This is a genomic window from Heyndrickxia acidicola, from assembly GCF_001636425.1.
Lineage (GTDB): Bacteria > Bacillota > Bacilli > Bacillales > Bacillaceae_C > Bacillus_AE > Bacillus_AE acidicola.
Genome location: NZ_KV440953.1, coordinates 4,739,230 through 4,751,473 on the forward strand (window position 1 = coordinate 4,739,230; position 12,244 = coordinate 4,751,473).

A 12,244-nucleotide genomic window follows, 5' to 3' on the forward strand; every position below is an offset into this window, starting at 1 on the left:
CAGATGAATCATGTCATTTATGAATCGATTACGTAGGATGCGCTCCCATATTAAAACGATCATTGGGATGCCCAATTATGAAAGATACCTTTTTCATCAGCAGCAATTTCATCCCAATGATCCAGTTATGACGGAAAAAGAATACTATTTGTTTATTTTAAAGGACCGGTATGAAAGCGGGAAAGTGAATCGGTGCTGTTAGGGAATAAAGGGGGAAATGAATGAATAGAAAGAGGGTGACTCAAAAGGCAAGATACAAGCAATCTTTTGAGCCACCTCTTTTTATATTTCCGGCAAAAAAGAAAAAGGGAAGAGGAACACAGGGTGCGAATAATAGCATGGTGTCTCTGCCTTAAAATCTATGTTGATTTTACAACCATATTGTTAAAGCAGAAAAGACATGCAGGACTACTAGCGCTGCGCATATCTAGAAATACCCAATGTTCGTTTGGATTCAACGCTTATTAGAGCGGAAAGCACAAGACTCCTGCGAGTTACACAAGTTACTAGGTGAGACCCCAAAAGCTTGCAGCGACGGGGTTCGATACCGCTCGGGGAAACGAATACTTGAAGTGGAAATCAACCGGCAGGATGATCAGAACGCTGCCTATGTCTTTGTAGACTCCCGGCCGCCCGCGTAAGGCAGTGCCTGTCCCTGCAGTAGAAATCAACTAGTAAGGAAAAGTTGCTGTCTCCATGGTCACATAATAGTATATGACTTTTTGTGACAGCCTCTAACCCTTTTGGTGGAGGTAAAATATAAGAGAGGGAAAGGAAATGTGATTATGATGAATAAAGAAGCTTTGAAAGAACATCTCCGGCAGCTGGAGGAAAATCTCTTAAAGCCTGAAATAAGGACGAATCAAAAAGAGCTTAGCCGGTTGCTGGCGGATGATTTCTTTGAATTTGGAAGTTCAGGGAGAGTGTTATACAAGGATGAAGAAATTAGCGATGAGGGCATAGGAACGGTCAAAATGGTTTTAGGTAATTTTGAGATCCATCCATTGTCCAAAGACATCGTGCTGGCTACCTATCTTATCTTAAACGAAGAAACCCGGCAATATTCGCTGCGAAGCTCTATTTGGAAATTCAGCGATGGAAGATGGCAGATGTTTTTCCATCAAGGAACAGTGACAAATCATTTCGACCGTTTTTCTTAAAGGATAAGCTCTGTTAATTTTCGATGTTGAAAACTGCTCTTTTTTTTGCTCATTCGTGTGAAACCTCCGTTTCAAACGAATGAGCAAAAAACCAACAATGTCCTCCGCCAAAACCATTAATAAATAATGAACTAATGTAGTTTTTGTCCAGTCTAACTCCTGATGGCTAACGGATTTCTGCTTCTCCTCCCTGCGGTAAGTAGGCATCTAGTTTCATTTATCTCAGTCGGAGACTCCCAAATCCATACCTAGATGAAAATGGCGCCTATGCTTTTTTTAATCAGTATTACTTAATAAAGTCAAGATGCATAAATAGTTAAAAAAACGAGATTGGATTAGAAATAGAAAGATTGAGTTGGATTTTCAAGAAAAAAAACTCTCACAAGGGTTAATTTCATTAAATTAGACGATTTACAAGCAATGAACGCCAAGCATATAATTGTGCCATAATCAAATTGAATATCGGCTTAATCCTGAGGAAACTCAGGAACGGAGGAACCAATTTTTTGGGGTTAATTCTGCAGTCTGCAGAAGGGATGAGATACTCTTTCGCCATCCTACCCGTCAGCTAACTTCGTCGGCTAAAGCGAGGGAGGTCTTAAGACCGCCTAATTCAGGGGGATTTTTTGTTTTTGAAGCAAAAAATTAGCTTGAACCAACTAGTAGGTCTTTTTTATTTTGCCTATTTTCGGAAAAAAGGAATATGGGAGACAGAATGCAAAGGAAGCAAATTGCTTGCTGGGCGTTAAGTAGACCAATGAGTACTTTTTCTCCATCTATTATCATGAAAAGCGAAATGGCGAATTAGAGCATCTTATTGAGATGATTCTATTTCATTTCTGCTTGCCATGATAACGGGGGAATGAGTAAGCATAGGTCTATTTTTTTTGCTTTCTCTTCCCGGAAGGTCCTGCCACTTTCTAATAAAAGTATAGATGGCTGCCGGCAGCCGACCGTTATCAGGGCAGTGATGGTCCAGTTTAGATGCCCGGACCAAGGGAGTACCGGATTATCAATGCTTCGAAAGGATGGTCAAATGTGAATAGTGATGTTGTATCAATCGTACTGATGGTTTTGTCTTTTTCTTTATTTTTTGGATTTGCATTATTTAGCGAAAAAGCTTAAGGGGGTAATCAATGATGCTCGTACCGGCCTTGATTGGCATCGCATTAGTGATTTATTTAATAGTCGTTTTAATAAAGCCTGAAAAATTTTAGGATGAATAACCAATAGGAGGAATACAAAAATGGCCATGGGAGTAGTACAGGTATTGGTGACCTTGATCATTGCCGGCATATTGGTAAAACCGGTTGGTACCTACCTTGTTAAAGTTTTTGATTATAATAAAACAGGTTTAGACCGAGTATTTGGACCGGTTGAACGATTTATCTACCGTTTAATTGGAGTTAAAGAGACTGAGCCTATGGGCTGGAAAAAGTACGTTTTTGCCATGCTGCTGTCAAACATTGTCATGATGGTCTTAATGTACATTGTTTTCAGAACCCAAAAGTACTTGCCTCTTAACCCAGATAAAATCGATAATATGTCGCCAGCCTTAGCCTTCAATACAGCGGCCTCATTCATTACGAATACAAACTGGCAGGCTTATAGCGGAGAGAATTCTCTTTCCTATTTGTCACAAATGATTGCGATCACATTTCCAATGTTTACGTCGGCAGCTACAGGATTTGCTGTGGCGATTGCATTTATTCGTGGATTGGCTGCCCGTGAAAATAACCTGGGAAACTTCTATGTAGACTTGGTTCGTTCATTGGTGCGCGTGTTTTTACCATTATCGTTCATCATTGCGCTATTCTTGGTTTTTCAAGGAACACCTCAAACACTGCACGGAGCCGTGAATGCAGTCACGATGGATGGAGCAAAACAAACGATTACAAGAGGTCCTGTTGCCTCCCTGGAATCGATTAAACATATTGGAACGAATGGCGGCGGATATTTTGGTACCAACTCGGCGCATCCATTTGAGAATCCGACACCACTGTCAAATCTTGTTGAAATTCTTTCCATGCTGCTCTTACCTACTGCTCTTGTCTACGCATTTGGAGTCATGATTAAAAATAAACGCCAGGGTTGGTCTGTTTTTGCCGCAATGGGGATTATGTTCCTATTGTTTCTTTCAGTCGTTTTTATTGCTGAATATAAAGGTACGCCAGCCCTGCAATCACTTGGCATTCATGGAAATATGGAAGGCAAAGAAGTTCGTTTTGGCATTTCAGAATCCGCTTTGTTTACGGCCGTCACAACAGCTGTTACAACAGGATCAGTTAATAATATGCATGATTCATTAACCCCGATCGGCGGTTTGGTTCCACTGGCTGAAATGATGTTAAATAACGTGTTTGGCGGTAAAGGGGTCGGATTACTAAATGGCCTGCTGTATGTCATCTTATCCGTTTTTATTTGCGGCTTGATGGTAGGACGTACACCGGAATTTTTAGGTAAGAAAATTGAGTCTAAAGAAGTGAAACTGGCTTCTATTGCTCTTTTAATTCATCCGGTGATTATTCTTGTACCGACTGCCCTTGCCTTTATGAATCATTCAGCGGTGTCTTCCATATTAAACCCGGGATATCATGGGATTTCAGAGGTTTTATATGCTTTTACATCCGGTGCCGCAAATAATGGATCCGCTTTTGGAGGGCTTACGGCGAATACCAATTTCTATAATATTGCTATAGGTTTAGTTATGCTTCTTGGCCGATATATTTCAATCATTGCCATGTTAGCAATTGCAGGTTCTTTAGCAACGAAAAAAACGGCTGCAGCGACATTAGGTACCTTCCGTACGGATACACCGTTATTCACTGCTATCCTTGTCGCCATTATCTTAATCATTGGCGCCTTAACGTTTTTCCCTGTCTTGGCATTGGGCCCAGTTGCTGAACACCTTGGCATGTTTCTTAAATAAGGAGGATATCTTATGGCCATTCAAAATATAGGAATATCAAAAGATATTGTTTTTCAAGCTATTGTAGATTCATTTAAAAAACTGAATCCGCTCGTGATGATCAAAAATCCCGTTATGTTTGTTGTTGAAGTCGGTACCCTCATCACCTTTATCCTTGCTATTAAGCCGGATATATTTGGAATCAGCACTGCAGGACATGGATATAATGCAGCAGTTTTCTTTATTCTTCTGTTTACTGTGCTGTTTGCCAACTTTGCAGAAGCTCTGGCAGAGGGAAGAGGAAAGGCACAGGCAGATACACTTCGAAAGACAAAATCGGAGACCATGGCAAAGGTTCTGCAAAAGGATGGAACCTATCAAGAACGTCCATCCACATCCTTGAGAAAAGGAGATATTGTCCGTGTGGATATAGGAGAGCTGATTCCATCGGATGGAGAAATTATTGAGGGTCTTGCTTCCATTGATGAATCAGCAATCACAGGGGAATCCGCTCCGGTGATAAAAGAAGCAGGGGGAGATTTTTCATCCGTAACAGGGGGAACAAAGGTTGTATCGGATTATATCATCGTTAAGATATTGACGGATCCGGGTGAATCCTTTCTGGATCGAATGATTTCATTGGTCGAAGGGGCTTCAAGGCAGAAGACGCCGAACGAAATTGCTTTAACTACACTTTTAGCGGTTTTAACCCTCATATTCTTGTTTGTCATTATGACATTAGTGCCTTTAGCAAACTATTTAAAGGTTAACCTGGATGTTGCGACGTTAATTGCTCTTTTGGTTTGTCTGATTCCAACCACGATCGGCGGTCTGCTGTCAGCGATCGGGATTGCTGGAATGAACCGGGTAACACAATTTAACGTTCTGGCGATGTCCGGGAAAGCGGTAGAAGCAGCTGGGGATATCGATACAATGATACTGGATAAAACGGGTACAATTACGTTTGGTAACAGAATGGCCAGCGACTTTTTGCCGATTGTCGGTATCTCTGACGAAGAGGCTGCAATGGCAGCGCTGAAGGCATCTGTAAAAGATGACACACCGGAGGGGCGTTCGGTAGTGGAGCTGGCCAATAAAAAGGGCATCAGATGGAACGAAAAAGACTATAAAGATGCGGAAATAGTTGAATTCACAGCTGAAACCAGGATGTCCGGATTAAATTTAAAAGATGGAACTGCCATCAGAAAGGGGGCAGTAGAAGCCATTAAAAGTTATGTTGCCGCCCATGATGGGAGCATTCCTGCCGATCTGGATGAGAAAGCAAAAGGAATTGCACGGGCTGGAGGGACTCCTTTAGCCGTAGCGATTAACAATAAAATTTATGGTGTCATTTATTTAAAGGATACCGTAAAACCCGGCCTCAAAGAACGGTTTGCAGAATTAAGGGCCATGGGCATCAAAACGGTTATGTGTACAGGTGATAACCCATTGACCGCAGCCACGATTGCGAAAGAAGCCGGTGTTGATGAGTTTATTGCAGAAGCAAAGCCTGAGGATAAGATTGCCGCAATAAAAAAAGAGCAGGCAGAAGGGAAGCTTGTGGCTATGACTGGTGACGGCACCAATGATGCTCCGGCTCTTGCTCAAGCTGATGTCGGATTAGCCATGAATTCCGGGACAATGGCTGCAAAAGAAGCTGCCAATATGATTGATTTGGATTCTGATCCGACAAAGCTCTTATCTGTGATTGAAATTGGAAAGCAATTATTGATTACACGCGGGGCTTTAACAACCTTTTCTATTTCAAATGACATTGCTAAATACTTTGCCATTATTCCGGCGTTGTTTATTACGGTAATACCCCAATTGCAGACACTCAATGTAATGGGGTTAACATCACCGAAATCAGCGATTCTATCTGCCTTGATCTTTAACGCGATTATCATTCCGCTTCTCATTCCAATTGCAATGAAAGGGGCTAAATACAGGGCGATGAATGCGAATAAGCTTCTTTCAAGGAATCTGCTTATTTATGGAGCAGGAGGAGTGCTCGTTCCTTTTATTGGCATTAAATTAATCGATATGATTGTATCAGCCTTACATCTGGCCTAACGAAGGGCTTTGTTTGTTCATCCTATTTCGTTGATTTTCGCTCCGGGCTTTTACCGGCGGTTTAGAAGACTCTGATGCTGGAGGCCCCTTTTCCAATTTTTTAATGGAGCCTTCAGATGTTCGGCAGCTCCGGAGCATAAATCAGCATCAAATTTGATCCGGTTTAATTAAAAATAGTGGAGGAGACTCGTATGAGGTTTTTTATGACTGCGCTTCGAACATCCGTGTTCCTGATGATTTTATGTGGGTTCATTTATCCTGTCGTCACAACAGGGTTTGCACAGGTATTATTTCATAAACAGGCAGAAGGGAGCCTGGTTACTGAAAATGGTAAAGTAAAAGGGTCAGAGATGCTGGCACAAGGCTTTAAAGGTACGCAGTGGTTCCAGCCGCGGGCTTCAGCAGCAAAGTATGATCCAACCGCTTCAGCTGCTACGAATGCAGCTGTTGCATCCCATGATTATGTGAAGTCGGTAAAAGCAAGCGTTAATCAATTGAAAAAGGAAAATCCAGGGCTCGGCAATGACATTCCTGCAGATTTAGTTACAACTTCGGGTTCTGGCTTTGATCCGGATTTATCACCAGAAGCTGCCAAGGCTCAGGTGCCAAGGATTGCAAGAGTAACGGGTATTTCTGAAGAGCGCCTGCAATCCTTAATAGATCAGCACACGAAAGGGCGGTCATTGGGGATTTTTGGTGAACCTCGTGTAAATGTATTAGAGATAAATATGGCACTGCAGAAAATAAAATAAGATAAATGGAAGGGAGGGTTATTCAATAAGCCGACTATGCCGCTGAATGGAGTCACCCTTTTTTACTACTGAATAAAAAAGGGAAAAAGGTAGGGGGATTTTTCTATTTTGTTTTAGACAGCGCCTATCGGCTAGCGGATTTCTTCATCTTCTCCCTGCGATAAGTCAACATCTAGTTTTCTTTATCTCAGTCGAAGACTACGGAATCCGTACGCCGATGAGCAAGGCGCTTGCGCTTTTCTTACCTATTTGATGAAAAGAGGTGGCATACATATGAGTGAGGATGACTTTCGAAGAAAAACGCCTGAGGAGATTCTATTATCAATCCAAAAAATTCGCAGAGGCCATTTGAAAATCATTCTTGGTGCAGTGCCTGGGTCTGGTAAAACCTATCATATGCTGCGAGAAGGAAATATTTTGAAAAAACGGGGGATAGATGTTGTAATTGGATTTCTCAGTCCTTTAAACCGTCCAAAAACCATTGAACAAATTGGTGAATTAGAAGTGATCCCTCCTGTTCAATGGATTGATAAAGGTGAAGAGAAATATGACCTGGATATTGAAGCCATTGTGAACCGGAACCCAGAAGTGGTACTGGTGGATGAACTCGCCCACAGAAACCGTTCTGAGGCAGAGAGGCAGACCCGGCTGGATGATATCCATTATCTTTTAAACATGAAAATTAGTGTTATTACAACGATAAATATATTTGAACTGGATGACGTGAAGGGAATCGCAGCTAAAATAACTGGAGGGAAGGTTAAGGTGAATTGCAGTGTACCAGAAGATACGCTGGCTCTTGCTGATGAAGTAAAGCTTTTGGACGTTACGCCGGAAGTTATTCTTCATAGGCTTCAGGAAGGGGAAATTGAGTATTCCCATAATCAAAATCGAAAAAGTGAAAAGCTCTTTCATAGAGGGAATCTTGCTGCACTTCGTGAAACGGCATTGCGGTACCTTGCGGGCGAGGTAAACGATGTACTGGAAGACTACCGGGAAAAACATGGAATGATTGGTCCATCAGGTGCATCAGAAAAAATTCTTGTGATGGTCCAATATCATTGGAATGGCTCTATTTTAATCCGAAGGGGCCAGCAAATCGCCAAAAGATTAGGCGGGGAATTGCTGGTTATTTGTATTCATGATCCTCATAAAAAAAGATCAAATAATGAATTAACCTTTAAACGCTCCATTATAAAGCTGGTTGAAAAAGTTGGAGGAAGGTTTGAGGAAGTCGAGTTAAAAGAGGGGTTATCGGCGCAAATTGTTCAGTATGCAACACAGTATAATGTCACACGAATTGTAATGGGGCAATCAAAACGTACCCGGTGGGAAGAAATACTCTATGGTTCCATTATCAATAAAATTCTTTGGAAAACTAAAAATATCGATATTTTTATTGTTGCAGACCGGGCTGAAAAGGATGGGGAGCGTGTTCTCCCAACAAAGCAAATAAAAAAACGGGATGATAATCCCTATCGCCGCCTTACAATAAAGGAATTAGAAAAAGAAATTAATAAAATAAACAGAGGGGCGTTAAAAGTCTACATAGGGGCTGCGCCGGGAGTTGGAAAAACCTATACCATGCTTAGGGAAGCCAATGAGCTCAAACAAAAAGGAATTGATATTGTCATTGGATTACTGGAGACACATGGACGGAAGGATACTTTTGATCAGATTGGATCTCTGGAATTAATTCCTCGAAAAAAGATCCCTTATAAAGGGGCACTGCTTGAGGAAATGAATACGGACGCCATTATCAAGCGAAACCCCGAGGTGGTATTAGTTGATGAACTGGCCCATACCAATGTGCCAGGCAGTCAAAATCATAAACGGTATGAGGATATTGAAGCCATTCTAAAAAGCGGGATATCCGTTATTTCTACTATGAATATTCAACATATAGAAAGCTTAAACGATAGTGTCGAACAAATAACCGGCATAAGAGTCAGGGAAACCGTTCCTGATCACATTTTACGAAGAGCGGATGAAATCGAACTCATAGATATCTCTCCAAAGGCATTAAGGGACCGAATGAAAGAAGGCCTTATTTATGCTCCTGAAAAAGTGGAGCAGGCATTGGAGCATTTCTTTAAAACAGGAAACCTGATTGCCCTGCGTGAATTGGCACTGAGGGAAGTCGCAGATGATGTGGATGACAGATTGGAGGCATGGGAAAGAAAACGGACATTAAGAGGGCCATGGCGGCAGGAAGAAGTGATTTTTGTTTGTACGAAGCTGGAACAGGACAGCGAACGGCTGATTCGCAGAGGTTTCCGCATCGCGTATCGATTAAAGGCCCTTTGGTATGTAGCCTATGTGAAAGACCACCATCTTTTAACTGAAGAGGAAGAGGAAATGTTAGAGAAAATTCGTCAATTAACCGAACGGCTTGGCGGAAGATTTGAACAATATAAAACAAGTGACAGAAGACATATATTCAGAGAGCTTGCAAAGCAAATGAATGAAAAACAGGCTACACAAGTAATCATAGGGCAATCCGCCCGTACCCGCTGGGAGGAAATCCTTAAAGGATCGGTTACACAGCGCTTATTAAGAGAAGTCAGGCATATGGATGTATTGGTGGTGGCAGACCAGCATAAATAAGCCATTTTGGTTTGGGTGATTGGATATATGCAGGCAAACGATTCCTCGGTAAATGAAACTTATACAAAAAGAAGGGATTTTACCTAAAAGTGTAAAATGTATAAAAGGGCGGACGTTAAAGGATAGGCAGAAAGGACGCAGTAAAAAACAGCCTGTCCTATAAAAATTAAACAAGGTCAAAAAGAAAGGTGGATTTTATGGGGGATTCTCCTGGTACAGAAGAAGCCATTAAAAGATGGGACCGATATGCAGATTTATTTACAGCCGGCTATGATGCCAACGGGGACATTCATAGAGAAGTGTTATTAAATCCTGTATTGTCCAGACTTGTAGAACCCATTCGGGATAAAAAAGTCCTGGATGCCGGCTGCGGAGAGGGATATTTAAGCAGAATTTTTGCTAAATCAGGGGCTATTGTATCCGCGGTTGATTATTCGAAGAGAATGCTGGAAATTGCTCAAAACAAAACAGCGGAAGATTTGAACATACGGTTTTATCACGGCAACTGTGAAAAACTGGATTGTTTTGCTGATAAGAGCTTTGATCTTATTGTTTCCAATATGGTTATTCAAGACCTTGAACATTACCGGGATGCGATAAAAGAAATGTACCGTCTTCTGGCAGATGGGGGTACATTTATATTCTCAATCCTGCATCCTTGTTTTGTTACACCTAATAGCGGCTGGGAACGGAATCATGAAGGGGAAAAATTATATTGGAAAATCGATAACTATTTTTATGAAGGCGTTTATGATCAGGTTATTCCACGGGAACAGCCAGATAAGATATTATTATTCCACAGAACATTATCAAGCTATTTTAGAGCCATAAAAGATGCTGGTTTTATAGTAGACGATCTGATAGAACCCAAACCCTCAGCTGAAATGTTGAAAAAATACCCATCGTTTAAAGAAGATTTGAGATCAAGTGATTTTATCGTTTTTAAGTTGAGAAAATGAAAGAAGAGGTTGGCCATCTGAAATACAAAAACTCGCACTTTTCGAAAGTGCGAGTTTTTTATTTGAAACTCTTAAAGCTCATCCATAGACAGAAGCCAATCATCTCGAAGGATTTCATAGCCCCAAGCTTTAAAAAACGGTCCCGTTGTTCAATTACTAGATGCGGTATTTTCCAGCATTGGTTCCGGCTAATCTGCCGGTCACAAGAGCAGCTGTAATATTGTAGCCTCCTGTATATCCGTAAATATCGAGCACTTCCCCACAGAAAAAGAGACCAGGCATTAATTTAGATTCCATTGTTTTTGGTTCAATTTCTTTTATGGATACACCGCCGCCTGTTACGAAAGCTTTTTCTAATGGCAGTGTTCCGTTTACTGTAAAAGTAAAATTCTTGCAAAGCTGTGCAAAAGCCCGGAGCAGCTCCACGGAGACAGTTGAGCCAGGTGCATTTTCGTCAATTAAGCTCTTCTCAAGTAAAAATAATAAATATCTTTCCGGAACAAGGCCTTTGAGAGCATTCTTGATCGCTTTTTTTGGTTCTTCCTGAAGTGTTTTTCGTATCTTTTGGAAAAGCTCCTCCTGATTCATGTCCGAGCAGGCATCGATGGACATCGTAACGTGAGAAAGCTTCCATTTCTTCATAGCCTTTACAACAAACTGGCTGCAGCGCAGAACCGCCGGGCCGGATATGCCGAAATGGGTAAATATCATATCCATTTTATGTGTGATTAAAGCTTTTCCTTTTGGGTTAAGAACACTTACAGCAACATCCCGCAATGAAAGTCCTTGCAGGGTCTTGCTTTTGATAAAGGGTTCGTCGGAAGTGATAGGAACTTCTGTTGGAAAAAGCTCTGTGATCGTATGGCCTGCTTTTTCCGCCCACGGATACCCATCCCCAGTTGAGCCTGTATGAGGGACGGATTTCCCGCCTACAGCCAATACAAGAGATCCGCAATCAATTCTTTCACCTTTTTGGACAATGACTCCTGCCGCTTTGCCATCTTCAAAGAGGACATCCTCTACCGGGCAATTCGTACGGACCGTCACATGCAATTCTTCTAAACGATGGATAAGTGCATCTACAACGGATTGTGCTTTATTGCTGACAGGAAACATCCGTCCATGATCCTCTTCTTTTAATTCAATCCCCAAATTTTCAAAGAAACGAATAATGTCTTCATTATTAAATATGGAAAACGCACTATAAAGAAACCGGCCGTTACCGGGAATATGCTTTACAATTTCATCAATGGGAAGCCGGTTCGTAACATTGCAGCGCCCTCCACCGGAGATGGCTAATTTTTTTCCAAGCTTGCTTCCTTTGTCAATCAGCAATACTTTAGCCCCTTTTTCACCAGCTGCAATAGAGGCCATTAATCCAGAGGGGCCTCCTCCAACAACGATTACATCATATTTCATGCTTTCAACACCTTTTTATAAGATAGCTTTGGTAAAGGACTCTGTTATTTTTCAAAATATAAGCATAAACAGAGACATTAAGACTTGATATTTATTGTTTGCCGATCCAAAATTTCGTCCAGAAGAACCGAATCAGAACGCCTCTCTGTATACTCGGCAGGAAATTCATCGTTATTTACATTTAAATCTTTACAATTGTAATTTTTCTTTTTGGAGATTGCAACCTTTATAAAGGAGGGGACTTTATACGGTTCTTTCGTTAAGCTACCTAAAAATGTAACAATAAATAAATTGTCAATTGCCATTGTTCGATGTAAACTACTTATTAGTGCTTACATAGAGCAAATAGCATATATATCGGCATTT

General features: G+C 41.3%; 9 protein-coding genes and 1 riboswitch. Of the genes, 8 read left to right on the forward strand and 1 reads right to left on the reverse strand.

Annotated features, from left to right (window positions below):
• Positions 1 to 10 precede the first annotated feature (10 nt).
• The 8 genes from A5N88_RS22080 (at position 11) to A5N88_RS22115 (ending at position 10,459) form a co-directional block, all read left to right on the forward strand.
• Positions 11 to 202, forward strand: a complete 192-nt coding sequence (locus tag A5N88_RS22080; RefSeq protein WP_066270017.1) for a CstA-like transporter-associated (seleno)protein — start codon at positions 11 to 13, stop codon at positions 200 to 202.
• A 583-nt stretch (positions 203 to 785) separates the two neighbouring features.
• A complete protein-coding gene (locus A5N88_RS22085; RefSeq protein ID WP_066270019.1) occupies positions 786 to 1,160 on the forward strand; it encodes a nuclear transport factor 2 family protein in 375 nt (124 codons plus the stop codon).
• A 454-nt stretch (positions 1,161 to 1,614) separates the two neighbouring features.
• Positions 1,615 to 1,758: riboswitch (cyclic di-AMP (ydaO/yuaA leader) on the forward strand.
• A 541-nt stretch (positions 1,759 to 2,299) separates the two neighbouring features.
• On the forward strand, positions 2,300 to 2,377 hold the full coding sequence (gene kdpF, locus A5N88_RS26430) for a K(+)-transporting ATPase subunit F (RefSeq protein WP_367593435.1): 78 nt from the start codon (positions 2,300 to 2,302) through the stop codon (positions 2,375 to 2,377).
• Between the two features lie 35 nt (positions 2,378 to 2,412).
• Positions 2,413 to 4,089, forward strand: coding sequence for a potassium-transporting ATPase subunit KdpA (kdpA, locus tag A5N88_RS22095; protein ID WP_066270795.1), 1,677 nt, complete (start codon positions 2,413 to 2,415; stop codon positions 4,087 to 4,089).
• Positions 4,090 to 4,101: 12 nt separating this feature from the next.
• Positions 4,102 to 6,141 carry a potassium-transporting ATPase subunit KdpB gene (gene kdpB, locus A5N88_RS22100; protein WP_066270026.1) on the forward strand — a complete coding sequence of 680 codons (2,040 nt, stop codon included), beginning with the start codon at positions 4,102 to 4,104 and terminating at the stop codon, positions 6,139 to 6,141.
• A gap of 191 nt (positions 6,142 to 6,332) precedes the next feature.
• Positions 6,333 to 6,893: a potassium-transporting ATPase subunit KdpC gene (gene kdpC / locus A5N88_RS22105; RefSeq protein WP_066270029.1), complete on the forward strand. Its 561-nt coding sequence runs from the start codon at positions 6,333 to 6,335 to the stop codon at positions 6,891 to 6,893.
• A gap of 273 nt (positions 6,894 to 7,166) precedes the next feature.
• The gene (locus A5N88_RS22110) at positions 7,167 to 9,500 is read left to right on the forward strand and encodes a universal stress protein (protein ID WP_066270031.1); all 2,334 of its coding nucleotides are present in this window, start codon (positions 7,167 to 7,169) and stop codon (positions 9,498 to 9,500) included.
• Between the two features lie 197 nt (positions 9,501 to 9,697).
• Positions 9,698 to 10,459, forward strand: coding sequence for a class I SAM-dependent methyltransferase (locus A5N88_RS22115; protein WP_066270033.1), 762 nt, complete (start codon positions 9,698 to 9,700; stop codon positions 10,457 to 10,459).
• A 156-nt stretch (positions 10,460 to 10,615) separates the two neighbouring features.
• On the opposite strand, the gene A5N88_RS22120 is transcribed toward A5N88_RS22115, so the two are convergent.
• Positions 10,616 to 11,878: a BaiN/RdsA family NAD(P)/FAD-dependent oxidoreductase gene (locus A5N88_RS22120; protein ID WP_066270035.1), complete on the reverse strand. Its 1,263-nt coding sequence runs from the start codon at positions 11,876 to 11,878 to the stop codon at positions 10,616 to 10,618.
• Between the last annotated feature and the right edge of the window lie 366 nt (positions 11,879 to 12,244).

Excerpts from the sequence above, each read along its gene's own strand:
- A5N88_RS22080 (WP_066270017.1), top strand. The coding sequence starts at position 11 with ATGTCATTTATGAATCGATTACGTAGGATGCGCTCCCATATTAAAACG.
- A5N88_RS22085 (WP_066270019.1), top strand. The coding sequence starts at position 786 with ATGATGAATAAAGAAGCTTTGAAAGAACATCTCCGGCAGCTGGAGGAA.
- kdpF (WP_367593435.1), top strand. The coding sequence starts at position 2,300 with ATGCTCGTACCGGCCTTGATTGGCATCGCATTAGTGATTTATTTAATA.
- kdpA (WP_066270795.1), top strand. The coding sequence starts at position 2,413 with ATGGGAGTAGTACAGGTATTGGTGACCTTGATCATTGCCGGCATATTG.
- kdpB (WP_066270026.1), top strand. The coding sequence starts at position 4,102 with ATGGCCATTCAAAATATAGGAATATCAAAAGATATTGTTTTTCAAGCT.
- kdpC (WP_066270029.1), top strand. The coding sequence starts at position 6,333 with ATGAGGTTTTTTATGACTGCGCTTCGAACATCCGTGTTCCTGATGATT.
- A5N88_RS22110 (WP_066270031.1), top strand. The coding sequence starts at position 7,167 with ATGAGTGAGGATGACTTTCGAAGAAAAACGCCTGAGGAGATTCTATTA.
- A5N88_RS22115 (WP_066270033.1), top strand. The coding sequence starts at position 9,698 with ATGGGGGATTCTCCTGGTACAGAAGAAGCCATTAAAAGATGGGACCGA.
- A5N88_RS22120 (WP_066270035.1), bottom strand. The coding sequence starts at position 11,878 with ATGAAATATGATGTAATCGTTGTTGGAGGAGGCCCCTCTGGATTAATG.